General features: G+C 58.2%; 24 protein-coding genes. 10 read left to right on the forward strand and 14 right to left on the reverse strand.

Annotated elements, in window-relative coordinates; translation table 11 throughout:
• Positions 1–7 precede the first annotated feature (7 nt).
• Together iolE and iolB are read left to right on the forward strand one after the other, a co-directional pair.
• Positions 8–898, forward strand: coding sequence for a myo-inosose-2 dehydratase (iolE, locus tag ACERY3_RS10625; RefSeq protein WP_320717326.1), 891 nt, complete (start codon positions 8–10; stop codon positions 896–898).
• Between the two features lie 9 nt (positions 899–907).
• Entirely contained in the window at positions 908–1,732 is an 825-nt protein-coding gene (gene iolB / locus ACERY3_RS10630; RefSeq protein ID WP_058841778.1) for a 5-deoxy-glucuronate isomerase, read from the forward strand.
• Here the strand turns inward: iolB and ACERY3_RS10635 are convergent.
• Positions 1,698–2,912 carry an MFS transporter gene (locus ACERY3_RS10635; RefSeq protein WP_058841779.1) on the reverse strand — a complete coding sequence of 405 codons (1,215 nt, stop codon included), beginning with the start codon at positions 2,910–2,912 and terminating at the stop codon, positions 1,698–1,700. The two genes, iolB and ACERY3_RS10635, sit on opposite strands and share 35 nt — an antisense overlap.
• Positions 2,913–3,027: 115 nt before the next feature.
• On the opposite strand from ACERY3_RS10635, the gene ACERY3_RS10640 reads away from it, so the two are divergent.
• The gene (locus tag ACERY3_RS10640; protein ID WP_023308780.1) at positions 3,028–3,471 is read left to right on the forward strand and encodes a helix-turn-helix domain-containing protein; all 444 of its coding nucleotides are present in this window, start codon (positions 3,028–3,030) and stop codon (positions 3,469–3,471) included.
• Positions 3,472–3,481: 10 nt separating this feature from the next.
• Here the strand turns inward: ACERY3_RS10640 and ACERY3_RS10645 are convergent, their stop codons facing one another.
• Genes ACERY3_RS10645 through ACERY3_RS10655 form a run of 3 tightly spaced genes read right to left on the reverse strand, consistent with a single transcriptional unit; the run spans position 3,482 to position 5,984 of the window.
• The gene (locus ACERY3_RS10645; RefSeq protein ID WP_058841780.1) at positions 3,482–4,225 is read right to left on the reverse strand and encodes an alpha/beta fold hydrolase; all 744 of its coding nucleotides are present in this window, start codon (positions 4,223–4,225) and stop codon (positions 3,482–3,484) included.
• An 11-nt stretch (positions 4,226–4,236) separates the two neighbouring features.
• The gene (locus ACERY3_RS10650; RefSeq protein ID WP_058841781.1) at positions 4,237–4,704 is read right to left on the reverse strand and encodes a DUF6130 family protein; all 468 of its coding nucleotides are present in this window, start codon (positions 4,702–4,704) and stop codon (positions 4,237–4,239) included.
• Between the two features lie 50 nt (positions 4,705–4,754).
• Complete coding sequence (locus tag ACERY3_RS10655) at positions 4,755–5,984, reverse strand: MFS transporter (protein WP_058841782.1); 1,230 nt, start codon at positions 5,982–5,984, stop codon at positions 4,755–4,757.
• A gap of 97 nt (positions 5,985–6,081) precedes the next feature.
• On the opposite strand from ACERY3_RS10655, the gene ACERY3_RS10660 reads away from it, so the two are divergent.
• A complete protein-coding gene (locus tag ACERY3_RS10660) occupies positions 6,082–6,972 on the forward strand; it encodes a LysR family transcriptional regulator (RefSeq protein WP_214586557.1) in 891 nt (296 codons plus the stop codon).
• Here ACERY3_RS10660 and ACERY3_RS10665 read toward each other — a convergent pair.
• Positions 6,969–7,139, reverse strand: a complete 171-nt coding sequence (locus ACERY3_RS10665; RefSeq protein ID WP_023333002.1) for a YfgG family protein — start codon at positions 7,137–7,139, stop codon at positions 6,969–6,971. The genes ACERY3_RS10660 and ACERY3_RS10665 overlap by 4 nt on opposite strands.
• Before the next feature lie 370 nt (positions 7,140–7,509).
• Here ACERY3_RS10665 and ACERY3_RS10670 point away from each other — a divergent pair, with 370 nt between their 5' ends.
• Positions 7,510–9,750, forward strand: a complete 2,241-nt coding sequence (locus ACERY3_RS10670) for an EAL domain-containing protein (RefSeq protein ID WP_058841784.1) — start codon at positions 7,510–7,512, stop codon at positions 9,748–9,750.
• 4 nt (positions 9,751–9,754) lie between these two features.
• Here ACERY3_RS10670 and ppx read toward each other — a convergent pair whose 3' ends face one another.
• The 4 genes from ppx to purM form a co-directional block, all read right to left on the reverse strand.
• Positions 9,755–11,293, reverse strand: coding sequence for an exopolyphosphatase (ppx, locus tag ACERY3_RS10675; protein WP_023308773.1), 1,539 nt, complete (start codon positions 11,291–11,293; stop codon positions 9,755–9,757).
• A gap of 3 nt (positions 11,294–11,296) precedes the next feature.
• On the reverse strand, positions 11,297–13,357 hold the full coding sequence (gene ppk1 / locus ACERY3_RS10680; RefSeq protein WP_032643595.1) for a polyphosphate kinase 1: 2,061 nt from the start codon (positions 13,355–13,357) through the stop codon (positions 11,297–11,299).
• A gap of 207 nt (positions 13,358–13,564) precedes the next feature.
• Positions 13,565–14,206, reverse strand: coding sequence for a phosphoribosylglycinamide formyltransferase (purN, locus tag ACERY3_RS10685; protein WP_058841785.1), 642 nt, complete (start codon positions 14,204–14,206; stop codon positions 13,565–13,567).
• Positions 14,203–15,240, reverse strand: a complete 1,038-nt coding sequence (purM, locus tag ACERY3_RS10690) for a phosphoribosylformylglycinamidine cyclo-ligase (protein WP_008501643.1) — start codon at positions 15,238–15,240, stop codon at positions 14,203–14,205. The genes purN and purM overlap by 4 nt, the downstream gene beginning before the upstream one ends.
• 266 nt (positions 15,241–15,506) lie before the next feature.
• Between purM and ACERY3_RS10695 the strand changes: the two genes are divergently transcribed.
• The 4 genes from ACERY3_RS10695 to ACERY3_RS10710 all read left to right on the forward strand — a co-directional run bounded on the left by ACERY3_RS10695 (position 15,507) and on the right by ACERY3_RS10710 (position 19,962).
• Positions 15,507–16,937, forward strand: a complete 1,431-nt coding sequence (locus tag ACERY3_RS10695) for a 6-phospho-beta-glucosidase (RefSeq protein ID WP_058841786.1) — start codon at positions 15,507–15,509, stop codon at positions 16,935–16,937.
• Positions 16,938–17,164: 227 nt separating this feature from the next.
• Complete coding sequence (upp, locus tag ACERY3_RS10700; RefSeq protein WP_023308769.1) at positions 17,165–17,791, forward strand: uracil phosphoribosyltransferase; 627 nt, start codon at positions 17,165–17,167, stop codon at positions 17,789–17,791.
• 83 nt (positions 17,792–17,874) lie between these two features.
• Entirely contained in the window at positions 17,875–19,164 is a 1,290-nt protein-coding gene (uraA, locus tag ACERY3_RS10705) for a uracil permease (RefSeq protein ID WP_023308768.1), read from the forward strand.
• Between the two features lie 96 nt (positions 19,165–19,260).
• The gene (locus ACERY3_RS10710) at positions 19,261–19,962 is read left to right on the forward strand and encodes a DnaA inactivator Hda (RefSeq protein WP_211438414.1); all 702 of its coding nucleotides are present in this window, start codon (positions 19,261–19,263) and stop codon (positions 19,960–19,962) included.
• Between the two features lie 45 nt (positions 19,963–20,007).
• On the opposite strand, the gene ACERY3_RS10715 is transcribed toward ACERY3_RS10710, so the two are convergent.
• From ACERY3_RS10715 to celB, 3 genes are read right to left on the reverse strand one after another with little or no spacing between them, the layout of a single operon-like run.
• Positions 20,008–21,429, reverse strand: a complete 1,422-nt coding sequence (locus ACERY3_RS10715) for a M17 family metallopeptidase (RefSeq protein WP_058841787.1) — start codon at positions 21,427–21,429, stop codon at positions 20,008–20,010.
• Positions 21,429–22,385, reverse strand: coding sequence for a N(4)-(beta-N-acetylglucosaminyl)-L-asparaginase (locus tag ACERY3_RS10720; RefSeq protein WP_373225586.1), 957 nt, complete (start codon positions 22,383–22,385; stop codon positions 21,429–21,431). Before ACERY3_RS10720 ends, ACERY3_RS10715 begins: the two co-directional genes overlap by 1 nt.
• A 3-nt stretch (positions 22,386–22,388) precedes the next feature.
• The gene (celB, locus tag ACERY3_RS10725) at positions 22,389–23,708 is read right to left on the reverse strand and encodes a PTS cellobiose transporter subunit IIC (protein WP_219940073.1); all 1,320 of its coding nucleotides are present in this window, start codon (positions 23,706–23,708) and stop codon (positions 22,389–22,391) included.
• Between the two features lie 146 nt (positions 23,709–23,854).
• On the opposite strand from celB, the gene ACERY3_RS10730 reads away from it, so the two are divergent.
• The gene (locus tag ACERY3_RS10730) at positions 23,855–24,679 is read left to right on the forward strand and encodes an XRE family transcriptional regulator (RefSeq protein WP_373225588.1); all 825 of its coding nucleotides are present in this window, start codon (positions 23,855–23,857) and stop codon (positions 24,677–24,679) included.
• Here the strand turns inward: ACERY3_RS10730 and arsC are convergent.
• Positions 24,676–25,032, reverse strand: a complete 357-nt coding sequence (arsC, locus tag ACERY3_RS10735) for an arsenate reductase (glutaredoxin) (RefSeq protein WP_023308762.1) — start codon at positions 25,030–25,032, stop codon at positions 24,676–24,678. The genes ACERY3_RS10730 and arsC overlap by 4 nt on opposite strands.
• Before the next feature lie 18 nt (positions 25,033–25,050).
• Positions 25,051–26,514, reverse strand: coding sequence for a beta-barrel assembly-enhancing protease (gene bepA, locus ACERY3_RS10740; RefSeq protein WP_033146173.1), 1,464 nt, complete (start codon positions 26,512–26,514; stop codon positions 25,051–25,053).
• Between the last annotated feature and the right edge of the window lie 58 nt (positions 26,515–26,572).

Genomic DNA, 26,572 nt, shown 5'->3' on the forward strand with positions numbered 1-26,572 from the left:
GACGACAATGAGTGTGCAATTAGGCATTAACCCGCTGACGTGGACGAACGACGATCTGCCTTCTCTCGGCGCGGAAACCTCGCTGGAAACCTGTCTGAGCGAAGGTAAAGAGGCCGGTTTTACCGGCTTCGAGCTGGGCAATAAATTCCCGCGCGAAGCGCGCCTGCTTGGCCCCATCCTGCAGCGTCACGACCTGCAGCTGGTCTCAGGCTGGTACTCCGGCCGCCTGCTGGAGCGCAGCGTGGAGGAGGAGATCGCCGCCGTGCAGCCGCACCTGACGCTGCTGCGCGAGCTGGGAGCGAAGGTGCTGGTGTTTGCGGAAGTGAGCGGCTGCATTCACGGCGAGCAGCAGACCCCGGTGCATCTGCGCCCGCGCTTCCCGCAGGAACGCTGGAAGGAGTACGGCGAGAAGCTCACCGAATTTGCCCGCTATACGCAGCAGCAGGGCGTGCAGATTGCCTACCATCACCATATGGGCACGGTGATTGAGTCTGCCGAGGACGTGGACAACCTGATGACTCACACCGGGGAGGCGGTCGGACTGCTGCTGGATACCGGCCATCTGACCTTTGCCGGGGCCGATCCGCTGGCGGTGGCGCAGCGCTGGGCGTCGCGCATCAATCACGTTCACTGCAAAGACGTGCGCGCCGACGTGCTGGCGGACGTCAAAAACCGCAAAACCAGCTTCCTCGATGCGGTGCTGAGCGGCGTGTTTACCGTGCCGGGCGACGGCTGCGTCGATTACCCGCCGATTATGCGGCTGCTGAAGGCGCAGGATTATCACGGCTGGCTGGTGGTCGAGGCCGAGCAGGATCCGGCGATTGCCCATCCGCTGACCTACGCCCGTCTGGGGTATAACAACCTGAGCCGCCTGGCGCGCGACGCCGGACTGATTTGAGGAGGGAACATGTCACGTCTGTTATCACGCTGGCAACAGCCGAACGCGGAGGGGCGCACCCAGTGTGTTACACCGGAAAGCGCAGGGTGGGGCTACGTCGGCTTTGAGGCGTATGAGCTGCAGGAGGGGCAGACGCTGACGCTGCCCGCCGTCAGCGAAGAGCGCTGCCTGGTGCTGGTCGCCGGACGCGCCTCCATCCGCACCCCTTCCGCGCAGTTTAACGATATCGGCGAGCGGATGAGCCCCTTCGAGCGCATTAAACCGTGGGCGGTGTACGTCGCCTCGCAGGAGTCGGTGCAGGTGAAGGCGCTGACGACGCTGGAGCTGGCGGTCTGCGCCGCGCCGGGCAAAGGCACGTATCCGACGCGGCTGATTGCCCCGCAGGATATCGACGGTGAAGCGCGCGGCAAAGGTCATAACCAGCGCTACGTGCATAATATTTTGCCGGAAGACAGGCCCGCCGACAGCCTGCTGGTGGTGGAGGTGTGGACCAGTGAAGGCTGCACCAGCTCGTACCCGAGCCACAAGCACGACACGGATAACCCGCCGCAGGAGACCTATCTGGAGGAGACCTACTACCATCGCCTCAACCCGGAGCAGGGGTTCTGCATGCAGCGCGTCTACACCGATGACAGAACGCTGGATGAGTGTATGGCGGTCTATAACCGTGACGTGGTGATGGTGCCGAAGGGCTACCACCCGGTCGCGACGATGGCCGGGTATGACAGCTACTACCTCAACGTGATGGCGGGGCCGGTGCGCAAATGGATGTTCACCTGGGAAGAGGACCACGCGTGGATTAATCGGGATTATCCCGCGGACAGCCGTGGCTAGCGCGGGTTAGCCACCAGAACACCAGTGCCAGCAGGCTGACCGAGGCGCCAAGCAGGCAGACGCCCGGCCAGCCGGCACAGGCATACGTCATCGTTGTGCCGAGCGCACCGAGCCCGCTGCCGACGGCATAAAACAGCATGTACAGCCCGACCAGCCGGCTGTGCGCCTCGGGACGGGTGCGGAAAATCATGCTCTGATTAGTGACGTGCAGCGCCTGACCGCCCAAGTCGAGCAGTATGATGCCGATAAGCAAGATCCCGAGTGAACGGTCCATCAGCGACAAGGGCCACCAGGCTAACAGTAAGATACTCAGCGCCGCCGCGCTGGTGCGTTGGGCATATCCCCGATCGGCCCAGCGTCCTGCCCGGCCAGCCGCCAGCGCGCCCACCGCGCCAGCCAGTCCAAACGCGCCAATCGCTGTATGCGAAAAGTTAAACGGCGGTGCGCTCAGCGGCAGCACCAGCGCGCTCCAGAAAATGTTGAACGATGCAAACATCAGCAGCGCCAGCACGCCGCGTATCTGCAGCACTTTTTCCTGCCGCAGCAGCGTGAGCATTGAACCAATCAGGCGCGGATAGCTCATCGTGGCAGTGACGGCTGGCAGGGCGGGGAGTCGCCACCACAGAGGTAACGCAATCATGAGCATCAGCGCGGCAGCACAAAGATAGACCCCGCGCCAGCCCGCGATATCGCTGATGCCACCGGCAAAGACGCGAGCGAGCAGCAAACCTGTGAACACGCCGCCCTGTGCCGCACCGACAACGCGTCCCTGTTCATGGGGCGACGCGGCGCTGGCGGCGTAGGCGATCAGCCCCTGCGTCATGGCCGTGCCCAACATACCTGTCGCAAGCATACCGATAAGCAGCGCTGAAGAGGACTGTGCCATGCTGACGGAAACCAGCGCCACCACCAGAGCAATCAGCTGTACTGCCATGAGTCGTCGACGATCCACTTTGTCACCCAGAGGAACGAGGAGCAAAAGAGCCAGCGCGCAGCCAATTTGTGTCGCGGTCACCACGCCCCCCACGGCCGCATGGCTGATGCCGAAATCGTTCGCCAGCGCGTCAAGCAAAGGCTGGGCGTAATAGACGTTTGCCACGCTTAGGCCGCTGGCGGTGGCGAACAGCCAGACCATGCTGCGCGGCATGTCGGCTGAAGGAAGGGCTGACGTCAGTGACATATTCAAAATCCTCGTCTGTGATAACCTGGTTTTAAAATGAAACTGGTTGAATGCTAGGCTAAGCAGTTTTAAAATGCAACCAGTTATAGGGTGGCCTTTGCGAGGAAAACAGGTGATGTCCCGAAATACGGTAAAAGAGGAATATTGTCCCGTTGCCCGCAGCGTTGACCTGCTCGGGGATCGCTGGTCGCTTCTTATTGTGCGTAATGCGTTTGACGGCATGACGCGCTTCGGGGATTTTCAGCGCAGCCTTGGGGTGGCGCGCAACATCCTTTCTGACCGGCTTCGCAAGCTGGTTGAGGCAGAAATCCTGACGTTACAGGGAGCATCGGACGGCACGGCTTATCAGGAATATGTTCTGACCGACAAAGGCGAACGTCTTTTCCCGGTGATCGTGGCGCTGCGTCAGTGGGGAGAGCAAAATCTGTTTGCGCAGGGCGAGCGTCACTCGCTGCTGGTCGACAGGCGGACGGGCAGGCCGGTTCCCTTTATGGCGCCAGCAGCGCATGACGGCACTGCGCTGCTGCCGGTGGATACGGAAGTGCAGAAGATCGAATGAGTCACTACGGTTAATTACCGCTTATCGCCTGCTCAATCGTCCGGGCGACGATCTGCGGCTGGCTCACCATAGACACGTGGCTTGCCGCCACCTCGGCGGTTTTCGCATGGATCGTCTTCGCCATCGCCCGTTCAAGATCGGGGTTGATCATTCGGTCATTCTTGCTGACCACATACCAGCTCGGTTTGTCATGCCACGCCGCGTGGGCAACCTTTTCACCAAACGCCTCGGCCTTAATTGGCCCCTGCGTGGCTGCAATCGTGTTTTGAATGTCTGGCTTCACGTCAGGCGCGAAGTCCTTTCTGACAGCTCCTGTCGGCAGGTATAAATAGCCGTCCGCCGTTTTAGCAATGCCCGCGCTGCCCGGCGGGGCAGGGAAACTTCCTGCCAGATCCGCCGTCGACTGGCCGGAATCCGGCGCGAACGCCGCCACGTACACCAGCGATTTTACCCGCGCATCGTTGCCCGCCTCGCTAATCACGGTGCCGCCCCAGGAGTGGCCCACCAGCACCACCTCACCCTCGGCGCGGGCGATGGCCCGCCGCGTGGCCGCAACGTCATCCTTAAGCGACGTGAGCGGGAGCTGGACGGCAATGACCTCGGCGTGCTGCTTCTGCAACAGGGTAATCACCTTATTCCAGCTGCTGCCGTCGGCAAACGCGCCGTGCACCAGCACGACGCTGGTTTTACTCTGCGCAAAGGCGCTGGCGGAAACCGCCAGCAGGCCTGCCGTCACTACAGACAGTGCTTTCATCTTCAGACTCCTTAAAAGTGGTGGACCGTCGCGTGGGGCGGGACGGTGAATTCAACGGTTTTGTGGTCGAGCGGCTTGTGCGTCGGGTCGGCCAGAATAATCGTCACCTTGTGTTTACCGGCGGGTAGCCCCACGAGGATCACCGGCTCTCCGCTGGCGTCAGCCCAGTGCCACGGCGCGTCATCCACCACCACGTGAATGTGACCGATGCGCGGGGTGACCTTGAGCGCCTCGGGGCCGAATACCGGCTCGATGCGCAGGTTTTCGGCACGGTACTGGATAAACACCGCGCCTTTGCTCAGCGGCCCGGCAAGCGGGGGATCGACTATCAGCTTTGCGGGCGGCTGCGGCTGCGCCGGCGGCGCAACGGCGGCGGGGCCGTTAACGTCCTCTGCGCTCAGGTTGTCCAGCGGCGTGGTCCGGGCATGGGCTACAGAGGCCAGGACTAGCAGGGGGAAAAGTGCAAAGCGACGAATCATGGGTTCTCTCCTCATCGGTTGTGAATGACGACAGGGAAAGAAAACCATTTTTATGTATCGGAGATATTTGCCGGAGGCGGCGTTTTGTACCCGTTTGTCAGCGTGGCGCTCTGGATACAGTGCGATACAGTTTGCCTGCCTGGACGACGCACAATCGCTATCGCCAGCCCGGCAATCACCAGCGTCAATCCCGTTGATACCCACATTGCACCTGCGATCCCCAGCGTTTTATTCAGCCACGCATAGGCAAACGGTGAGGCTGCCGCCATCAGCTGGCCGGGGATAAGCAGCATGCCGGTGCGGCGGGCATAGCTTTCGGGGCTAAACAGCTCCAGCGGCAGGGTGGCTTTTACGATGGTGACCAGCCCGTTGATGGCGCCGTAGCCCAGCGCAAACCCGGCCGCACACCACGCAAACAGGGCGCTGCTCATCCCCAGAAGAAAGCAGAGCGGCATGGCGAGCGCGGTAAAAAGCGTCAGTTTGAAGGGGGTTAAGCGGGCACCCGCCAGCACTTCCAGCGAGCGGGCGCCCGTCTGGCCGACTCCCCACAGCATCCCGATGGCGACCGGCAGGCCGAAGTGGGCAATAAACTCCGGCAGATGGGTGGAGGTGCCGTTAGAGACAAAGGTGATGAGGGCAATGAAGGCGGCATAAAGCCAGCCGTTGCGTCGTTCATTGCGTTGAGGCGGCGCGGTGGTTTTCGCGGTTACCGTCAACCGCTGGTGGGGAAGCGAGAGTATCAGCGTCGCGCTCAGCAGGCCGAAAAGAGCATAGACGTGTAGCGCCTCCTGCCAGCTCATCACCCGAAGCAGAGCATCGCCCAGCGGCCAGAAGACGGCGGAGGCCAGCCCGCCCGCCAGCGTGACGCGTGAGATCGTTCGTCGCGCCTGCTGCCCGTAGAGATTCACCAGCGCGGCGAACAGCGCGTCGTACAGCGACAGGCGCATCCCTACGCCGCCGATAAGCCAGGCGCAGTACCAGCCAAAAAGCGTCTGGGTATAGGCCATCCCTGCGCAGCTTGCGGCGATCAGCAACGTGCCGCTCATCACCACTTTCTGACCGCCAAAGCGTGCCAGCAGGAGGGCGACAAACGGAGAAACCGCCGCCATCACCAGCATCGCCAGCGTCAGGCCGAGGTAAATCTGCGGTGATGACCATCCCCGGTCGGCTGAAATCGCCAGCGCAAAGGTGCCGGGCATATAAAACGAGATCCCCCAGTTGATAAGCTGATTACATCCCGCCGTGAGGGCGAGGCGGCGTGGCAGGGCGGGTGTTTCCATTGTTTTTCATTCCGTTATGCAGTTGTCCTGAGCATAACTCGCGCGCTATTGTGCTGGCAGGGCAGCAACCTTATGCGCGGTATAAGAGAAACTTTGAATGACAACGCTTAATCTGGGCTATCTCGCCACCTTTCGTCTGGTGATCCAGCGCGGCAGCTTTTCAGCGGCAGCGGATGCGCTGGGTATTTCCCAGCCCGCCGTCAGCCTGCAAATACGTCAGCTGGAGCAGTTTCTGCAAACGCGGCTGGTGGAGCGTACCGGGCGGGGGATTAAGGCTACGGCTGCCGGGCAGGCGTTGCTGGCGCATGGGGAGCGTATTCAGCAGGCGGTGGATGACGCCATCCGGTCCGTGAGCGCATTCAGCCACGATGTGAGCGGCACCATTACGCTTGGCACGGGGGCAACGGCCTGCATCCATCTTCTGCCGCCGCTGCTGGAGAAGCTGCGTCGAGACTATCCGCTCCTGAGCGTGGGGGTGACGACGGGCAACACCCTCGACATCGTCAGGGCCATCGAAGAGAACCGGCTCGATATGGGGCTGGTGACGCTGCCGGTGAGCGGCAGAGCGCTGGACGTCATGCCGGTAATGGACGAAGAGTTTGTTTTTATCGCGTCGCGGGAGCAGCAGGATGCTTTCAGGGATTTTACCCCGGAGGCGCTGCACGCTCAGCCGCTGATTGCCTTTGAATCAGGCAGCGGTACCCGGGCGCTGATCGAGGGCTGGTTTGCGGCTAATGGATTAGCGATCGCACCGGTGATGCAGCTTGGCAGCATCGAGGCGATCAAACGCATGGTTCGCGCGGGGCTGGGCTACAGTATTGTGCCGCGAATGGCGGTCGAACAGGATGCCGATCGCGAAGGGCTACGCGTGATGTCGCTTACGCCCATGCTGCAGCGGCAGCTGGCGGTGGTAATGCGGCAGGATAAAATCCTCAGCAAAGGGATCGCGGCCATTATTCGGCTCGTGCAAGATCCTACGGCTGTTTAGCGATCGGCGGTGTCGACGGTCAGGCTGGATTGCTGCGACTGGGTTTTGTCCTGATGGTGGTACCAGGCGCCAATTGAAGAGTAAACGAAGCGGCCAAAGAAAAACAGGAAGCTGATGAGCAGTATGATGCGGGTCATTCGGGTATTAAATTGATGTCGTTTTCGCATACGCGTGACCTGACTCACTCTGTTTTTCCTGGATAAGCCCTTTTGGGCGACAAGGATATTAAGGCACAGCGGGAAGACGGGGTCAATTCTGCTGTGTGTAAATAACCGTCAATGTTTACATTGATTAATGTTATTGAAATTAATTAATGCATTTACCATATTGATAATACGAAGAAAATAATTTCAAAAAATCGCCGCAAAAAGTTATTTGCGTAAAGTAGTTTGATTTAAGTCAACGGCTTCCCGGCCCTGATATTTAAAATCCTTCCTCCATACAGTTCGCCCCGCACGCCGCCGGGCGGCGCGTACGTCAGGTTGGATGCCTGTCTTTATTTTCCCTCTGGAGCGAAAGGGGTTTAACCGGGCATCTATGAACATTCTCGCTTTCCTGAAAAAATATGAAAATCGCTGGTGGGCATTGCCGCTTATTTTGCCTGTGGTTTTACTTCCCGTGCTGAGCATTGCGAATACGTTCACGCAGCTGGGCGACGGCATTGCGGCACTCTATTATTTACCCCTCTCATTTTTGCTTTCGCTGATGATGTTCTTTGGTCTGGAAGCGCTGCCCGGGATCGTATTGTCGCTGTTTATCCGCTATTACCCGTCGGTCGGTATGTTTGAAACCGTCGCGGGGATCCTCCATTTTGTCGTCCCTTTAGTGCTCAGCTGGGGTGGCTACCGGGTGTTTGCGCCCAGACGGAATATGACCGCGTACGGCGACGTGCGGCTGATGGCGCAGCGCATCTTCTGGCAGGCGTTCTGCCCCGCGACGCTGTTTCTGGTGCTGTTTCAGTTTGCGGTGTATTTAGGCGTGTATGAGAGCCGTCAGAGCCTTGCGGGATTAAATCCCCTCAATATTCGCACGCTCATCAACTATCAGACGCTGCTGGTCAGCGGGCTGACGGGCGTGCCGCTGAGCTATCTGCTGATCCGCCTGCTTCGTCATCCGCGCTATATCAAAAGCCTTCTCTCGCAAATCCGTTCCGAGATAGACAAAAAGGTGACGGTCGTTGAGTTGTTGGTGTGGGCTATCGCGCTAGGCGGGCTGCTTTCGCTGCTGCTGCTTCCGATGAATGAGAACAGCTCCATTTTCACCACCAACTACACCCTTTCCCTGCTGATGCCGGTGATGCTCTGGGGCGCGATGCGTTTTGGCTATAAGCTGATCTCGCTTATCTGGACGCCGATACTGCTGGTGTCTATTCACTATTTTTACCGCTATATCCCGGTGAACCCGGGGTATGACATTCAGCTGGCGATCACCTCTTCCAGTTACCTGGTCTTCTCCTTCGTGGTGATTTATATGTCGATGCTGGCGACACGGCAGCGCGCGGCGAACAAACGCTCCCGCAGGCTGGCGCTGCTCGACCCGGTCGTCCATATGCCTAACCTGCGGGCGCTGTCGCGCGATCTGGCGAAAAACCCGTGGTCGGCGCTCTGCCTGCTGCGCATTCCGGAGCTGGAAATTCTGGGCCGAAATTACGGCGTGTTGCTGCGGATTCAGTACAAGCAGCAGCTGGCGCAGTGGGTGAATGGCATTCTCCAGCCCAATGAGCTGGTGTATCACCTGACCGGGTATGACCTGGCGGTACGGCTTAACGCGGAATCGCACCAGCAGCGGATTGAAGCCCTGGACGAGCACATCAAGCAGTTCCGCTTTGTCTGGGACGGCATGCCGCTGCAGCCGCAGGTGGGCGTGAGCTATTGCTATGTCCGGTCCCCGGTCAACCATCTTTATCTGGTGCTGGGCGAGCTGGGCGTGGTTGCCGACCTGTCGCTCTCCTCCAACCATCCGGAAAACCTTCAGCAGCGTGGGGCCGTCCATTTGCAGCGCAACCTGAAGGATAAAGTCGCGATGATGAGCCGCCTGCAAAAGGCGCTTGATAACGACGAATTCACCCTGCTGGTTCAACCCGTTTGCGGCATGCGTGGCGATTGCTATCACGAAGTCCTGCTCCGGATGCCGGATGTAAACGGGCTATTGATCTCCCCCGACCAGTTCCTGCCCGTCGCGCAGGAGTTTGGTCTCTCTTCGCGGGTAGATTTGTGGGTGCTCGAGCACACCCTGCGTTTCCTGGCCGCGCATCGCGAAAGACTCCCCGGCCAGCGCTTTGCCATTAATCTTGCCCCGTCGACCGTGTGTCGGGTGCAGTTTCCGCTTGAGGTGAGTCGCCTGCTGGCGAAATACGCCATTGAGCCGTGGCAACTGATCTTTGAAGTGACGGAGTGCAGCACCTTTTGCAATGCGGAGCAGGCGCTACACATCCTCCGGCAGCTGCAGAAAATGGGGGTACGTATTGCAATTGATGATTTTGGCACCGGCTATGCGAGCTATGCGCGGCTGAAAAGCGTGGACGCGGATATTCTCAAGATTGACGGCAGCTTTATTCGCAATATCGTCAACAACAGCCTGGATTATCAGATTGTGGCGTCTATCTGCCATCTGGCGCGCATGAAAAAGATGCTGGTGGTAGCGGAGTATGTCGAAAGCGAAGAGATACGTAGCGCGGTTCACGCGCTAGGCATCGATTATGTGCAGGGTTATCTGATTGGCAGACCGGCACCGCTTGAGTCACTGCTGGAAGCAGAGGCGTCCACCGCGGACGCCTGAGCCGTTACGCGGCGACGTCGGCGCTCTCTTCTTCAATTTTGAGCAGCCAGCCGGTGACCGCTTCCCAGTACTGCTGCTCTTTTTCCAGGTCCAGCAGGACCAGCGCGTTCTGGCTGAACCAGTCGTGCGGGAAGCTCAGCGTCCAGTGGTGGTCGTCGGTTTTAAGCTTCAGCGTAGGCGGCGTGGTGGTGGCCTGACGCTGGTTATTGAGCAGCACGCCCAGACGCAGCAGTTGAATAAGCGGCAGGAACTGTTTTTTCTTGAACAGCGTAAAGCGCGGCAGGTCGTCGAGCTTGATGGCCTTGCGGTGATAACGCACCAGGGTCGCCATCATGGTTTGCTGCTCCTGGTTGAAGCCAGGCAGATCGCTGTTTTGCAGAATGTAGGCCGAATGGCGGTGCATCCCGCTGTGGTTGATGTTCAGCCCCACCTCGTGCAGCATCGCGGCCCATTTCAACAGCGCGGCAAGCTGCGGGTGCGCGAGCTTCGGATTCTGCTCCTGCCACTGTTCGTACATCTGCACCGTGGTGTCCAGCACGCGCTTCGCCTGTTCACGGTCGATGTTGTACTGATTGGCGAGACTTTGCGCGGTGCGGCTGCGAATATCCTGATGGCGGAAGCGGCCTTCCATCTCATACAGCACGCCTTCACGCAGCGCGCCGTCCGACAGACGCAGCTCTTTTATGGCGAGGGCATCAAACACGCCGCAGAGAATAGCCAGCCCCGGCACGAATACCGCTTTACGCTCGTCGGAAAGACCCGGCAGGCTTAAGGCGTCAAAACTTTTATGCTTCAGCACTTCTTCGGTCAGCAACGTCAGGCGTTCGGGCGTAATAAACCCGTCTTTTTCACCCATCGCCAGCAGCACTTCATGCGCCGCCTTGATGGTGCCCGACGCGCCCAGCGCCACGTTCCAGCCCTGAATACGGTACTGCCAGGCCAGATTTTCCAGCTTCTGGACAGCCGCCATACGCGCGCGCTGGAAGTTCTCGCGGGTAATGGTGCCGCCCGGGAAATACATCTGCGCGAAGCTGACGCAGCCCATACGGCGGCTTTCCACCAGGCGCGGCTCAAAATCTTCGCCGATCACCAGCTCCGTTGAGCCACCGCCGATATCGATAACCAGCTTGCGTCCTTTTTCCGGCTGGGTGTGCTCAACGCCCATGAAAATCAGACGCGCTTCCTCGTTACCGGAGATGATCTCAATCGGGTAGGGGATCACTTTTTCGGCCCGCTTGAGGAACTCCGGGGCGTTCAGGGCCTGGCGCAGGGTGTGAGTGCCCACGATGCACACGCTGGAGGGCGAGAAGCCCTGCAGGCGTTCAGCAAACAGCGACAGGCAGTTTAACCCGCGCTCCATCGCCTCTTCGCTGAGCATGCTGCGTTCATCAAGACCATCCGCCAGGTGTACGCGCTGCTTCAGACGACCGATGATCTGCAGCGCGCCATCCACCTCACGGGCGATGACCATGTGGAAACTGTTAGAGCCAAGGTCGACCGCGGCGAATTCCTGCGGGCGTGGGGTCTTATCATTTATCGGCATAGGTTAATCGGGTTGCTCGAGTGATTTGATATAGTCGTAAATCGCCAGTTGCGACCGCACTTTGCGGCGGTTGCCGCGCGGTACATAGCGGTTACTGAGTTCTTTGTCGATATAGCGTGCTTTCACGGTATCGCTGAACAGAATCTCGATGATGTCGAGGATCTGCTGCTTCAGACGCGGATCCAGCAGCGGTGCCGCGACTTCAATACGGTAGTCAATATTGCGCGTCATCCAGTCTGCCGAAGAGAGATAGACCTGTTTATCACCCGCATTATCAAAAATATAGATCCGATCGTGTTCCAGGTAACGGTCAACGATGCTGATCACACGAATATTGTCGCTGATGCCTTCCAGTTCCGGGATCAGCGAGCACATGCCGCGGATTAGCAGGTTAACCGGCACGCCGGAGCTGGACGCTGCATACAGCCTGTCCACCAGCCCTTTGTCGACCAGGTTGTTAAGCTTCAGCGTGATGCCGGACGACAGCCCTTTCTGGGCATTGGCGATCTCTTTATCGATCATATCGTACAGCAGGCGACGCGAGTTCTGCGGCGAGACCAGCAGATAGTCAAAGCTCACCGGACGGTACGGGTTTTCGATAAAGTTAAAGACCCGGCGCACTTCGTTAGTGATGCGGGCGTCGGCGGTTAAGAGCGAGTAGTCGGTATAAATTCGCGCCGTTTTCTCGTTAAAGTTCCCGGTACCGATGTGGGCATAGCGCACTACATCGTCACCCTCTTTACGGGAGATGAGGAACAGCTTGGCGTGAATTTTCAGCCCCGGCGCGGAGAAGATGACGTGCACACCGGCTTCCGTCAGACGGCGCGCCCAGTGAATATTGGCCTCTTCGTCGAAGCGCGCCTGCAGCTCAACCACCACGGTGACCTTTTTGGCGTTGTGCGCCGCGTGGATCATTGCGTCGATGATGCGGGAATCTTTTGCCACGCGGTAGATGTTGATTTTGATCGCCAGCACGCTCGGATCGAACGAGGCCTGACGCAGCAGTTCGAGCACGTGCTCAAACGTGTGATACGGATAGTAGAGCAGGACGTCGCGTTCGCGAATGGCGTCGAATCCGTTGCGGAATTTATCGAACCACAGATGGCGCAGGCGCGGCAGCGGCTTGTTCACCAGATTGGCTTTGCCGACGTTCGGGAAGCCAATAAAGTCTTTAAAGTTGTGGTAACGACCGCCCGGCACGATGGAGTCATAGCGCGAAATGGTCAGTTTATCGCGCAGCATCTCCACCATGGCGTCCGGCATATCGCGCTGATAGACAAAGCGCACCGGCTCGGCCGTCAGGCGCTGTTTCAGGCTGGAGGACATCAGCTCCATCAGGCTGGCTTCCATCTCGTGCACCAGGTCATATTCGGCGTCACGGGTCATTTTCATCGAGTAGGCGTTTAACGCATCGTAATCGAAGAAGCCTTTGAAGATGTCGTCCAGACAGTAGCGCAGGATGTTATCCAGCAGGATCATCGGCTTGCGTCTGCGCGGGGTTTCCGGCGGCAGGTTCACAAAGCGCGGCACCTTGTCGGACGGGATCTCCAGCAGCGCGTAACGGATAGACTCACCGCGAATAATTTCCACCGCCAGGTAGGTGTAATCATCCTTCAGGAACTGAACCAGATCGGTTTCGCGGTTGATCAGAATCGGGGTAATGTGCTGGCGCAGATAGTGTTTGAAGTAGTGGCGCAGCCAGTTTTGTTGGTTAACGGAAAGCTGGCGTTCGTTAATCAGGAAGATTTGATTGCGCGCCATCTCCAGCAGCAGTTCGTTATACAGGCCGTCAAATTCCTGATCGGCTTTCAGTACGCGGGACTGGATTTTGCCCAGCAGATGCCGCGAGTGCGAGTTTAAGCCCTGTTCTTCGCTGATGATGATGCGTCTTTTCAGCTCGGCAAAGCGAACCTTGTAGAACTCATCCAGGTTGTTGGAATAAATGCCCAAAAAACGCATGCGCTCGATCAGCGGGTTACTTTTGTCTGCCGCTTCCTGGAGTACACGTTCGTTAAATGCTAACCAGCTTAGCTCTTTCTCGATATATAACTTTTCCTGACCCATTACAGCTCACACTCCAGTTCAATCACAGGACGTGGTAAATCCGTCTCGTCCTTATTATGGCGAGCATTTCCACGATATGTCCAACAGTGCCAGAAAAGTATGACAGTTATTTTTTTTGTTGGGGATTTTAGAAGGTTGGAGAAGGGAATATCGGGTAATGCAATGAACAGGTCGGGTAAGCGCAGCAGCGCCACCCGACGTAACAAACTACTCTTCCGCCGCATAACCCTGCGGGGGTAACTTCACGCCGTCCAGCCAGGCTGCGCCGTCGCGCATCTCGAGACGCCCGTCGACAAACCAGCTGACCACCAGCGGGTAAATGGCGTGTTCCTGGGTCTGCACGCGTTCGGTCACGTCTTCTTCGCTGTCGCCGTCAAAGACCGGAACTTTCGCCTGCAGGATCACCGGACCGCCGTCCAGCTCGTCGGTAACGAAATGCACGGAGGTGCCGTGCTCCTCATCGCCGTTTTCCAGAACCTGACGATGGGTGTGCAGGCCGGGATATTTCGGCAGCAGGGAAGGGTGGATATTCAGCAGACGACCAGCGAAGTGTTTGACGAAGGCCGGGCTCAGAATACGCATATAGCCCGCCAGCACGACCACGTCCGGCGCGTAGGCATCAATCTCATGCACCAGCTCGCGGTCAAAGGCTTCACGCCCGGCGAACTGGCTGGCTTCCAGCGCGTGCGCGGGAATGTTCGCTTCCCGCGCGCGCTCAAGGCCGAACGCGTCGGCCTTGTTGCTGAAAACTGCCCGAATGGTGCCATTGATTTTCTTCTGCTTGCAGGCGTCTATGATGGCCTGCAAATTGCTTCCGTTGCCGGAAATGAGCACCACGATGTTTTTCATTCAATGACCACACGCTGTTCGGAATCGGAGGCTTTAATCGTACCGATTTTCCACGCGTTTTCACCTTTTTCAGTCAGCAGCTTAACCGCTTTATCCGCTTCGCTTGCCGGCAGGGCGATAACCATGCCCACGCCGCAGTTAAAGGTGCGGTACATTTCGTGAGAGCTCACGTTGCCTGCGGTCTGCAGCCAGTTAAACACGGCTGGCCACTGCCATGAGGATTCGTCGATCACCGCCTGGGTGTTGTCCGGCAGGACGCGCGGGATGTTTTCCCAGAAGCCGCCGCCGGTCAGGTGAGCGATAGCGTGAACGTCGACGTTCTCGATAAGCTCAAGCACGTTTTTCACGTAGATGCGGGTCGGCGCCAGCAGATGGTCAGCCAGCGGTTTACCGTCGAGTTCGGTGGTCAGCGGGTCACAGCCGCTCACTTCGAGGATTTTACGCACCAGGGAGTAGCCGTTGGAGTGCGGGCCGCTCGAGGCGAGCGCGATCAGCACATCGCCATCGGCCACTTTGCTGCCGTCGATAATTTCTGATTTTTCTACTACGCCAACGCAGAAGCCCGCGACGTCATAATCTTCGCCGTGATACATGCCCGGCATTTCTGCGGTTTCACCACCGACCAGCGCACAGCCGGACTGCAGACAGCCTTCGGCGATACCGTTAATCACGCTGGCAGCGGTATCCACGTCCAGTTTGCCGGTTGCGTAGTAATCGAGGAAGAACAGCGGCTCTGCGCCCTGTACCACCAGGTCATTCACGCACATCGCGACCAGATCGATACCGATCGTGTCATGACGTTTTAAATCCATCGCCAGGCGCAGTTTGGTGCCTACACCGTCAGTACCCGAGACCAGAACAGGTTCACGATATTTTTGCGGCAGCGCGCACAGTGCGCCGAATCCACCCAGACCACCCATCACTTCCGGGCGGCGGGTTTTTTTCACCACACCTTTGATTCGGTCAACCAGCGCATTACCTGCGTCAATATCAACACCGGCATCTTTGTAGCTGAGAGAAGTTTTGTTGGTCACGGCTTAAATCCCCACGCGATTGCATAGCTAGTAAGAAAAATCGGCGCAATTCTAACAGTCCAGGCAAACGTTTGCGAGCCTATTCTGGACGTGGGGATCTTTTTTTCTGTGTACCTCGTGAATGTAGCCAAACTTGACTCTGTTCACGAAAATGAAACCGGTTTCTGAGAACTGCTTGCAACAGCTATGCCCTTTGCACATCATCGAAATGAAACCGGTTTCTGTAATTGTTTTTGCAGAAAATAACGCAGAATGAGGGAAAGCGAATGTCGGGATTTAAAGCAGATTTTCTGTGGGGCGGGGCCGTTGCGGCGCACCAGCTGGAAGGCGGCTGGAAAGAGGGCGGCAAGGGCGTAAGCGTTGCCGATGTCATGACCGCGGGGGCGCACGGCGTGCCGCGTGAAATCACCAACGGCGTGCTGGAGGGGAAAAATTATCCTAACCATGAAGCCATCGATTTCTACCACCGCTATAAAGAAGACATCAGACTCTTTGCCGAAATGGGGTTCAAATGCTTCCGCACCTCTATTGCCTGGACGCGGATCTTCCCGAAAGGCGACGAGCTTGAGCCTAACGAGGCTGGCCTGAAATTCTATGACGATCTGTTCGACGAATGCCTGAAGTACGGCATCGAGCCGGTTATCACCCTGTCTCACTTCGAGATGCCTTTCCATCTGGTCACCGAATACGGCGGCTGGCGCAACCGTAAGCTGATCGACTTCTTCGTTCGTTTTGCAAAAGTGGTGTTCCAGCGCTACCAGCATAAGGTGAAGTACTGGATGACCTTCAACGAGATCAACAACCAGGCTAACTTCCACGAAGACTTTGCGCCGTTCACGAACTCCGGGCTGAAGTACGCGCCGGGTGAAGACCGTGAACCGGTGATGTTCCAGGCGGCGCACTACGAGCTCGTGGCCAGCGCCCTGGCGGTGAAGGCGGGGCGCGAGATTAACCCGTCGCTGCAGATTGGCTGCATGATTGCCATGTGTCCTATCTACCCGCTGACCTGCGCGCCGGACGATATGATGATGGCGATGAACGCCATGCACCGCCGCTACTGGTTCACCGACGTACACGTGCGCGGCAGGTACCCACAGCACCTGCTCAACTACTTCGAACGTCGCGGCTTCGCGCTGGATATCACCGAAGAGGATAAAGCCGCGCTGAAGCAGGGCTGCGTGGACTATATCGGGTTCAGCTACTATATGTCCTTCGCCACCAAAGCGACGGCGGACAACCCGCAGCTGGATTACGACGAAAGCAAGAGCCTGGTCTCTAACCCGTACGTGCAGAAATCCGACTGGGGCTGGCAGATTGACCCGGTCGGGCTGCGTTACTCCCTGAACTGGTTCTGGGATCACTACCAGCTGCCGCTGTTTATCGTTGAGAACGGCTTTGGCGCGATCGACGTGCAGGAGAGCGACGGCACGGTGAACGACCAGTACCGTATTGATTATCTGGCCGCCCATATCCGCGAGATGAAAAAAGCGGTGGTGGAAGATGGCGTGGATCTGATGGGCTACACCCCGTGGGGCTGTATCGACCTGGTGTCTGCCGGCACGGGCGAAATGAAAAAACGCTACGGCTTTATCTTTGTGGATAAAGACAATGAAGGGAACGGCACGCTGAACCGCAGTAAGAAGAAATCGTTCGACTGGTATAAGCAGGTGATTGCGAGCAACGGCGAGAACCTGTAATTGTCGGGTGGCGCTAACGCTTACCCGACCTACACTACACGTAGGCCCGCGTAAGCGCAGCGCCACCGGGCAGAACCCCGCACCCAAGCCGGAGTCTCGCCTCCGGTTTTTTTGTCTCTAAATCACTTTGCTTGATATACGTCAAGCAACATGGGTATGGCCTAATCCGAAAAAAGCGGTATAATCCCGCGATTTTTTTGCGGACGCCACCTCAGAGGAGAAAGAGAATGAAGATTGTGGAAGTGAAACACCCACTCGTTAAACACAAGTTGGGCCTGATGCGTGAGCATGACATCAGCACGAAGCGTTTTCGCGAACTGGCATCTGAAGTCGGCAGCCTGCTGACCTACGAAGCGACCTCTGATCTGGAAACAGAAAAAGTCACCATCGAAGGCTGGAACGGCCCGGTGCAGGTTGAGCAGATCAAAGGTAAGAAAATTACCGTGGTGCCAATCCTGCGTGCCGGTCTCGGCATGATGGAAGGCGTGCTGGAGCACGTGCCAAGCGCGCGTATCAGCGTGGTGGGTATCTACCGTAACGAAGAAACCCTTGAGCCGGTTCCTTACTTCCAGAAGCTGGTCTCTAACATCGACGAGCGTATGGCGCTGGTGGTTGACCCAATGCTCGCGACCGGTGGCTCTATGATCGCTACCATCGACCTGCTGAAAAACGCGGGCTGTAACAGCATTAAGGTGCTGGTACTGGTTGCCGCTCCGGAAGGGATCGCGGCGCTGGAAAAAGCGCACCCGGACGTTGAGCTGTATACCGCCTCTATCGACCAGGGGCTGAACGAGCACGGGTACATCATCCCGGGGCTCGGCGATGCCGGCGATAAGATCTTTGGTACGAAATAATCGAATAACGATAAATAAGCCGACTTTGATAGTCGGCTTTTTTTTGAATAAAACACCAACAATACTACACAGAGGAAAACACTATGACGCGCCGTGCTATCGGGGTGAGTGAAAGACCGCCGCTTTTACAGACTATCCCGCTTAGTTTGCAGCACCTGTTCGCCATGTTTGGCGCAACCGTGCTGGTGCCAATCCTGTTCCACATTAACCCGGCCACCGTGCTGCTGTTCAACGGCATCGGTACGCTGCTGTACCTTTTTATCTGTAAAGGCAAAATCCCGGCGTATCTCGGGTCGAGCTTCGCCTTTATCTCGCCGGTGTTGCTGCTGCTGCCGCTGGGTTATGAAGTCGCGCTGGGCGGCTTTATCATGTGTGGCGTCCTGTTCTGCGTGGTGTCCTTCATTGTGAAGAAAGCCGGTACCGGCTGGCTGGACGTGATGTTCCCCCCTGCGGCGATGGGCGCAATCGTTGCCGTCATCGGTCTTGAGCTGGCGGGCGTCGCGGCGAATATGGCCGGTCTGCTGCCTGCTGACGGTCAGTCACCGGATTCCAAAACCATTATCATCTCGCTGGTAACGCTGGGCGTAACGGTGTTTGGCTCCGTGCTGTTCCGCGGCTTCATGGCGATTATCCCGATCCTGATCGGCGTGCTGGCGGGCTATGCGCTCTCCTTCGCGATGGGCGTGGTGGACACAACCCCGATCGCTCAGGCGCACTGGTTCGCCCTGCCAACCTTCTATACGCCACGCTTCGAATGGTTTGCTATTTTCACCATTCTGCCTGCGGCGCTGGTGGTGATTGCGGAGCACGTCGGCCACCTGGTGGTGACGGCGAACATCGTTAAGCGCGATTTAATCCGCGACCCGGGTCTGCACCGCTCCATGTTTGCGAACGGTTTCTCCACCATCATCTCCGGTTTCTTCGGTTCGACGCCAAACACCACCTACGGTGAGAACATCGGCGTGATGGCGATTACCCGCGTCTACAGTACCTGGGTTATCGGCGGCGCGGCGATCATCGCCATTCTGCTCTCCTGCGTCGGCAAGCTGGCGGCAGCGATTCAGATCATTCCTGTGCCGGTAATGGGCGGCGTTTCTCTGCTGCTGTACGGCGTGATCGGCGCCTCCGGTATTCGCGTGCTGATTGAATCCAAAGTGGATTACAGCAAGGCGCAAAACCTGATCCTGACCTCCGTTATCCTGATCATCGGCGTGAGCGGCGCGAAGGTACACATCGGTGCGGCCGAGCTGAAGGGCATGGCGCTGGCGACCATCGTCGGCGTGGGCCTGAGCCTGATCTTCAAGCTGATCTCGGTCATCCGCCCGGAAGAAGAAATTCTGGACGCTGACGACAGCGAAAAAGCGTCACATTGATCGTATTACCGGGCGAGGGATCGCCCGGTTCTCTCCTTGCAGGTTCCGTGTTAAACTCCATTCCGATTTTACGTAGGATCTCTGGTTGAGGTATTTCTGAACGGACCGGCACAGCTCTCTCTGCCACTCTATCTCCCTGACGACGAAACTTTCGCGAGTTTCTGGCCGGGTGATAACCCCTCTTTACTGGCTGCACTGCAAAACGTGCTGCGCCAGGATCACAGCGGATACATCTATATCTGGTCACGCGAAGGCGCGGGGCGCAGCCATCTGCTGCATGCCGCCTGCGCGGAGCTTTCGGCGCGCGGTGATGCGGTAGGCTACGTGCCGCTGGATAAACGTACCTGGTTCGTGCCTGAGGTGCTGGAGGGAATGGAACATCTCTCGCTGGTCTGCATCGATAATATCGAATGCGTGGCGGGGGACGAGCCGTGGGAAATGGCGATCTTTAACCTCTACAACCGCATTCTGGAGTCGGGCAAAACCCGGCTGCTGATCACCGGCGATCGTCCGCCGAGACAGCTCAATCTGGGGCTGCCGGATCTGGCGTCTCGTCTGGACTGGGGGCAAATCTACAAGCTCCAGCCGCTGTCGGATGAAGATAAGCTTCAGGCGTTACAGCTGCGCGCAAAGCAGCGCGGGTTTGAGCTGCCGGAGGACGTGGGGCGCTTCCTGCTCAAGCGGCTGGATCGCGAAATGCGCACGCTGTTTGACACGCTCGATCAGCTCGATCGCGCCTCCATTACCGCCCAGCGCAAGCTGACCATTCCGTTTGTGAAAGATATTCTCAAGCTTTGAGTTTGTTCGCCCGGTGGCGGCTGCGCCTTACCGGGCCTACGAAAACTAGACATCCCCCAGCAGGTGTTCAACCAAAAGTGGAATTGGTCTTCCCGATGCCACGCTCTTTCCGCTCTCTCGCCACAGCGCCGTACCGCTAATATCCAGATGCGCCCACGGAATGGTCGGCGGGCAAAAGTGGTGCAGCAGCCACGCCGCCGACGCACTGATTGCCGCATTGTTGGTCGGCGTGTTGCACAGATCGGCGATGGCGCTGTCGGTCTGTTTTTTCAGCCGCGCATCCAGCGGCAGGGACCACACTTCATCGCCACTCTGCTTACCTGCCAGCGTCAGCGCCGCACGCAGCGGTTCATCCTGCGTCATCAGCCCGCTCAGCTCATACCCCAGCGCCTTCACGACCGCACCGGTTAAGGTCGCCATATCAATAATATAGCGCGCCTGCGGATGACGAAGGCTGGCCCAGGCGATGGCGTCCGCCAGCACCAGCCGGCCTTCGGCATCGGTGTTGTTGATTTCAACCGTGGTGCCGTTGCAGGCCGTCGCCACCGTTCCGGGCTGCATGGCGTCCGGGCCGATGGCGTTTTCCGCCAGCGCCAGCACGCCCATGATGCGCACGGACAGCGCCAGCTCTGCCACGGTCAGCATCAGGCCCAGCACGTTAGCCGCACCGCACATGTCGTATTTCATGGTGTACATGCCCGCGCCTTCCTTCAGCCACAGGCCGCCGGTATCGAAGGTAATGCCTTTTCCCACATAGCAGCGCACCGGGCCGTCGTTGACGCCGTCATAATGGATCGCCAGCAGGCGCGGCGGACAGGTCGCCCCTTTGCCAACGGCGTGCAGCAGCCCCAGACCCTGCTCAGCAATAGCCTTTTCGTTTAGCACTTCGCAGCGCAGGGCGGGGAAGGCGGCACAGAGCCTTTGCGCCTCTTCCACCACAAACTGCGGCGTGCATCGGTCGGACGGCATATCCGACAGACGTCGCGCCGCGACCATGCCGCGGGAGATGGCCTGCTGCTGGCGGAAGACACCCTCCAGTTTTGCCTGCTGTTCCGGCAGGCAGAGGGCGGTGATGTGCGTAAGGCGCACCGTGGATTCATCCGTTTTCTTCAGCTTCAGGTCGCTTAGCCTGTGCGCCTGATTAAAGAGAAAACGCAGCACCTGCGCCAGCACCACATCGTTGATATCGGTAACGTCCAGTATCAGCCCGGGGCTGACGGGCGAGGCCAGCAGCGGGCGCAGCGCCGTCAGTAATCCTTCGGTCAGGCTGTCCTGCCAGAGCGCATCCGGCAGCAGGGTGATCCGGGCAAAAGGCGCGCAGCCAAAGCGGGTGTCAGCGATGCTGGCAGACTCGCGCATTTCCGCGACAAGCGCTGTTTCGGGCAAATGCGTACAGGAGGCGGAGGCAATTAAATGGCTTTGCGGAGCCGCGTCAGAAAGCGCGGTGATAAACTGATACGTAATCATCATGACTCCTCAATCGGCGCGCGGATCCGCGCGGCATAGGCCTGCATCCATTCATCGTCTACGGAGTGATAATACGTTTTCTCCCGCAGGCGTTCGGTACGAAAAACGGTGAGGGGCTGGCGAGCCGTCGCCACCACAAACGAGAAGGTTTTGATGTTGGTGGCGGCCCCGAATTCGCCCCTGTTGTTCATGCACACCACGGAAAGATCGCCCGCACGGCCAAAGCGCGACATCAGCTTGTCTTCCAGCTCGAACACCACCGAATCCGCCGCCTGCTGAGGCGTCATACCCTGCGCCATGCGGCGGACAATTTCGTAGCTGGTGCAGCCTTTCATCAGATCTTCACCGACGCCCGTGGCGGTGGCCGCGCCGGTTTCACTGTCGCAGTAAAAGCCGGAACCAATAATGGGCGAATCCCCGAGTCGACCGCGTTTTTTCATGAACAGGCCGCTGGTGGAGGTGGCGACGCTCATTGACCCTTGTTTATCAAGGCCGATAATGCCGACGGTGTCATGCCCGTCGTAAGGGCTTAAGCCCTTATCCAGCGTTTCGCGGCAGCGTTTGCGGTAGTGCTGCATGGCGCGGTCAGTGAGCATGGTTTTGTCGGCGAAGCCCTGGCTCAGCGCCCATTCGCGCGCGCCCTGGCCGACAAGCAGGCTGTTGTAGCGCTGGCGGCTTAACGCATGCGCCACGCGCACCGGATTGGCGATATCCACCAGGTTGCCCACGGCACCAAACGCCAGCGTATCGCCGTCCATGTAGGCGGCGTCCAGCTCCACTTCGCCATTTTCGGTGGGCAGCCCGCCGTAGCCGACGGATTTATAAAACGGAAAGTCTTCGACGGCGGCGACGGCATCCACAACCGCTGCAGAGACCGGTTTACCCGCAGCCAGCGCAGACGCAGACTCCGTAACGCCTTCAAGCGCCATTCTCCAGGTCGCGATAATTCCCCACATGCTTTACTCCTGTTTTGCAAGGGTGGTGTCGGTTTGCGTAACGGTGGCCATTTCCGCCGCGCGGTACTGTTTGTCCACGATACGCATAAAAGGCAGGTACAGCATGGCGCCAATCAGCAGGTTGATAAGCTGCATGACGCTGCCGCTCAGGTGTCCGGTAACGATAAAGCCGCTGATAACCGGCGGCAGCGTCCAGGGAATAAACACCCCGGTGGTGACGGCAACCGCGCCAATCTTCATCGCTACATACTGCACGGTGACCAGCACCAGCGGCACCAGGTTGAACGGGATAAGCATGATCGGGTTCATGATCACCGGCAGGCCAAACAGGATCGGTTCGTTGATGTTAAACACCGATGCCCCGGCGCCGAGGCGCGCCACTTCACGCATGTTTTTGCTGCGGGCGAAAATCAGCATCGCAATCACCAGCGACAGCGTGGCCCCCGCGCCGCCCATCCAGATCATGTCAAAAAACTGTTCGGTGATAATGTGCGGCGGCGTCGTGCCTGCCTGAATCGCGGCGATGTTGTCGGTCTGGTTCTCCATCCACAGCGGGCGAATGATGCCGTTGATCATCGAGCCGGAGTTAATGCCCACTGACCACAGAATGGTGATGCTGAACACCGTCATCAGCGCGCCAAAGTAAGAGGTGCCGTAGTGGCGCACCGGCGTGGCAACCACTTCGTAAATAAACTGGTGGATGGTGTTGTAGTGGGTGTTTTCAAAAACGATGCGGATACCCAGCACCAGAATCATCACCAGCAGGGCCGGGATCAGCGCGGCGAACGACTCCTGCACCGCCGGAGGCACGCCGTCCGGCATTTTGATCACCAGTTTTTTGCGCTTGAGCCAGCAGAACAGTTCCGTCCACAGCAGGGAACCGATCATCGCCACGAACAGCCCTTTGCTGCCAATCCACTCCACCGGAATGACGGTAATACCGCCGTTTTCCGCCACTTTGATAAAGGGCGTCAGGATGAGAAAGGCGACCAGCGCCAGGATACCGCAGGAGATGCGGTCTTCACCGTAGTGTTCCGCCAGGCGGAAGGCGACCAGGAAGCTGATGAACAGCGACATGGTGGAGAACACCGCGTTGAACGGGATTTCGATAATGGCGCTCCAGCTCTCACCAAAGGCCTGAGACATAAACTGCTGATAGGCTTGATTCGGGAACGACGAGATCACCAGCAGAATAGAGCCGACGATGATAAACGGCATGAAGGAGACGTAGGCGCCGCGAATGGCCCCGAGGTGACGCTGCTGGGCCGTTTTGGCCGCCAGCGGCATCAGTTTTGCTTCAAGAAATCCCAGAACATTGTTCATTGTGAACTCCGTACAAGATTGAGGGGTGTTGTTTGTGTTATGTCTGGGGATTATCAGTGAAGCGCGGCGAGCGAAAGGTGAAATCGGTCACAAAGCAATCGCTGGTGTAGTATAAATCTCATGAGATTGGTTTTAAGGATTCTGCGATGGAAATTAAACTGCATGCTAATGCCACCACGACGCCGCGCATCCGTCGCTATCTACAGCAGTCAGATAAAAGCGACAGGGAGCTGGCTACCGAGCTGGGTATTTCGGTCACTACCGTCAGGCGCTGGCGCAACCGCGAGCAGGTTTCGGATAATCACACGATGCCAAAAGTGATACACAAAGCATTGAGACAGGAGCAGGTTGCGCTGGTCAATGCCCTGCGGGATATCACTGGCGCCCCGCTGGACGAACTACTGCAGATGGTCAATAGCGAACTCGGGATCGCCGTGTCCCGCGCGACCCTGAACCGCTATCTCAAACCGGCTTCGGTAAGGCAGAAGGGCGCGACGTTGCAGGGAAAAAAGGCGCTGAAGGCAGGTATCGTGCCGCAAAAACTCCTGTTACATCATCAGCCTCTGTCGCTGCATATGGACGATGGCGGGGAACAGCATCTGCTCTGCGCGCGTGAACCCGTGAGCGGCTGGTGCTACGCCCGGCTGTACGCGGGCATTTCTCCGCAGCTGCTGGCCCACTGGACGAATGACGCGCTGGCAGCCTGTCCGGCTGATATTCAATCTGTTGAGACTTTTGGTTTCGAGGTGAAGCTTGAGGAGCGTAATACCACCGTAACGGTGCATCCACAGCAATACCGCGCCGTTCAGGTTGATCTACCGCTATGTGAAATCATCCCACGTCTGAACAGTGAACCGGCAGGCGAGCTGTTGATCCAGCTGTGCGAATTTTACAACCGGGGAAAAGCGCAGAAAAAGCTGGGAGAGAGTACGCCGCAGGCCTTTCTGGAAGCGCTGCGGCATAAGGACTAGAGGATCTCGAGCACGTCTTCCGGCGGGCGTCCAATGCGCGCCTGGCCGTTCGCCACCACAATCGGGCGCTCAATCAGCTTTGGATTTTCAACCATCGCCTGGATCAGCTCAGCCTCGGTGAGACGGCTGTCATCCAGGTTAAGCGACTTATACAAATCTTCTTTCTGACGCATCAGCTCTCTTGCACTGCCCATTCCCAGCATGTGCAGCAGCTGGCGGAGGGTTTGCGCGTCAGGTGGGGTGTCGAGGTACAGCACGACTTCCGGCTCAACGCCGTTAGACTTCAGCAGGCTAAGGGTATCGCGGCTCTTGGAGCAGCGAGGGTTGTGATAAATTTTTACGGCGTCTGTCATGACGTGAATTCTCCTTTATTACATCTTTTCGTACGGCTTAAAGCGCTGCTGCAGGCCGCGCAGCTGATCGATACGCGCGTCGTAACGGGCCTGCTGGAGGCTGCCGAGCTTGACCTGCGCGCTGGCGCTGCTGAGCGTGGAAATCGCCTGATCGAGGCGGCCCACCAGGGCAAAACCTTCGGCACGCGCCGCCAGCTCCTGATCGCGGTTGCCGAGCTGGGCTTCCGCCTGAGCGAGCAGATCCCAGCCGTTTTGATCGTCTTTATTGTTAAAGGTATAGCGGTTCAGAATGGTCGCCGCTTCGCCAGGCTGACCGCCCTGTAAGTAAGCGTTCGCCAGGTTAAGCTGCAGCACCGGGTTGGTACGGACGTCTTTCGCCCCCTTCAGACGGTTGATCGCATCGGCCGTTTTCTTCTGGCCCAGATCGATATCCGTCGACAGATCGAGGTACCACGGGTTGTTCGGGTCTGCAGCCAGAAGCGGTTGCAGCGCTTTGCGCGCCTCGTCGTATTTGCTGGCTTCCATCGCCTGGAGCGCCTGACCATACTGCGCGGCGTTTTTCTCACGCACGTTGCCTTTCGCCAGGGTATCCAGCAGGTCGCTGGTGAGCTGGTTACGCCCGGAATTGTACATCCCCAGGGTTCTCACCTTCGCCATGTAGAAATCCTGCGAAGACTGGACCACCACCGGACGCATCTGGTTAGCACGGTTACGCGCGTCCGACAGGCGGCTTTCGGGTAATGGGTGCGTCAGCAGGATTTCCGGCGGACGGGAAGAGTAACGCGCCTGATCGAGCAGTTTTTCGAGGAAGCTCGGCATGGCCTGCGGGTCAAAGCCCGAACGCTGCAGCACCTGAATCCCGATGCGGTCCGCTTCCTGTTCGTTTTGCTGGGTAAAGCTGATCATCCCCTGGCGCGTTCCCGCCAGCGTACCGGTCAGGGCTGCCATCCCGGCCTGCGGGCTGGCCATCGCCAGCAGAATGGAGCCCAGCGCGCCCACCCAGGTGAGGGGGGCGTTACGTTTCTGGTCTTCCATGGCGCGCGCCAGGTGGCGCTGGGTGACGTGCGAAATTTCGTGCGCCATTACCGAGGCCAGCTGGCTTTCGTTGTCGGAATAACGGAATAATGCCGAATGCAGCACCACGTTTCCGCCAAAGAAGGCGAAGGCGTTGATTTCGTCATTATTGATTAAATAGAAATGGAAGGGCGTTTTTACCGAGTCGGCGTGCGAAACCAGACGCATCCCCAGCCCGTTAATGTACTGTACCAGCAAAGGGTCGTTGATCAGCGGGGCGCTGCCGCGCAGCTGGCGAACATAGTAATCCCCCATTTGCATCTCTTGCCCAATAGAGAGCGTGCTTCCTGCTGTGGTGCCCATGTCCGGCAATGAATCGGACGAGTCAGCAAAAGCGGGCAACACCTGACCGACCGTCACCGCGGCAATCAGTGTTGCAACCAGTGTTTTTCTCAACTGCCTGAACATAACCACTGTCCTGTATGTTGGATGTGCTAATTTGACCGATGAACCGGCATATCGTTCA

Source organism: Enterobacter cloacae complex sp. ESBL7, from assembly GCF_041679625.1.
Classification (GTDB): Bacteria; Pseudomonadota; Gammaproteobacteria; order Enterobacterales; family Enterobacteriaceae; genus Enterobacter; species Enterobacter asburiae_B.

What these genes read in the sequence shown, in the direction of transcription:
- iolE (WP_320717326.1), top strand. Translation starts at nt 8, where the DNA reads ATGAGTGTGCAATTAGGCATTAACCCGCTGACGTGGACGAACGACGAT.
- iolB (WP_058841778.1), top strand. Translation starts at nt 908, where the DNA reads ATGTCACGTCTGTTATCACGCTGGCAACAGCCGAACGCGGAGGGGCGC.
- ACERY3_RS10635 (WP_058841779.1), bottom strand. Translation starts at nt 2,912, where the DNA reads ATGTCACTGACGTCAGCCCTTCCTTCAGCCGACATGCCGCGCAGCATG.
- ACERY3_RS10640 (WP_023308780.1), top strand. Translation starts at nt 3,028, where the DNA reads ATGTCCCGAAATACGGTAAAAGAGGAATATTGTCCCGTTGCCCGCAGC.
- ACERY3_RS10645 (WP_058841780.1), bottom strand. Translation starts at nt 4,225, where the DNA reads ATGAAAGCACTGTCTGTAGTGACGGCAGGCCTGCTGGCGGTTTCCGCC.
- ACERY3_RS10650 (WP_058841781.1), bottom strand. Translation starts at nt 4,704, where the DNA reads ATGATTCGTCGCTTTGCACTTTTCCCCCTGCTAGTCCTGGCCTCTGTA.
- ACERY3_RS10655 (WP_058841782.1), bottom strand. Translation starts at nt 5,984, where the DNA reads ATGGAAACACCCGCCCTGCCACGCCGCCTCGCCCTCACGGCGGGATGT.
- ACERY3_RS10660 (WP_214586557.1), top strand. Translation starts at nt 6,082, where the DNA reads ATGACAACGCTTAATCTGGGCTATCTCGCCACCTTTCGTCTGGTGATC.
- ACERY3_RS10665 (WP_023333002.1), bottom strand. Translation starts at nt 7,139, where the DNA reads ATGCGAAAACGACATCAATTTAATACCCGAATGACCCGCATCATACTG.
- ACERY3_RS10670 (WP_058841784.1), top strand. Translation starts at nt 7,510, where the DNA reads ATGAACATTCTCGCTTTCCTGAAAAAATATGAAAATCGCTGGTGGGCA.
- ppx (WP_023308773.1), bottom strand. Translation starts at nt 11,293, where the DNA reads ATGCCGATAAATGATAAGACCCCACGCCCGCAGGAATTCGCCGCGGTC.
- ppk1 (WP_032643595.1), bottom strand. Translation starts at nt 13,357, where the DNA reads ATGGGTCAGGAAAAGTTATATATCGAGAAAGAGCTAAGCTGGTTAGCA.
- purN (WP_058841785.1), bottom strand. Translation starts at nt 14,206, where the DNA reads ATGAAAAACATCGTGGTGCTCATTTCCGGCAACGGAAGCAATTTGCAG.
- ACERY3_RS10695 (WP_058841786.1), top strand. Translation starts at nt 15,507, where the DNA reads ATGTCGGGATTTAAAGCAGATTTTCTGTGGGGCGGGGCCGTTGCGGCG.
- upp (WP_023308769.1), top strand. Translation starts at nt 17,165, where the DNA reads ATGAAGATTGTGGAAGTGAAACACCCACTCGTTAAACACAAGTTGGGC.
- uraA (WP_023308768.1), top strand. Translation starts at nt 17,875, where the DNA reads ATGACGCGCCGTGCTATCGGGGTGAGTGAAAGACCGCCGCTTTTACAG.
- ACERY3_RS10715 (WP_058841787.1), bottom strand. Translation starts at nt 21,429, where the DNA reads ATGATTACGTATCAGTTTATCACCGCGCTTTCTGACGCGGCTCCGCAA.
- ACERY3_RS10720 (WP_373225586.1), bottom strand. Translation starts at nt 22,385, where the DNA reads ATGTGGGGAATTATCGCGACCTGGAGAATGGCGCTTGAAGGCGTTACG.
- celB (WP_219940073.1), bottom strand. Translation starts at nt 23,708, where the DNA reads ATGAACAATGTTCTGGGATTTCTTGAAGCAAAACTGATGCCGCTGGCG.
- ACERY3_RS10730 (WP_373225588.1), top strand. Translation starts at nt 23,855, where the DNA reads ATGGAAATTAAACTGCATGCTAATGCCACCACGACGCCGCGCATCCGT.
- arsC (WP_023308762.1), bottom strand. Translation starts at nt 25,032, where the DNA reads ATGACAGACGCCGTAAAAATTTATCACAACCCTCGCTGCTCCAAGAGC.
- bepA (WP_033146173.1), bottom strand. Translation starts at nt 26,514, where the DNA reads ATGTTCAGGCAGTTGAGAAAAACACTGGTTGCAACACTGATTGCCGCG.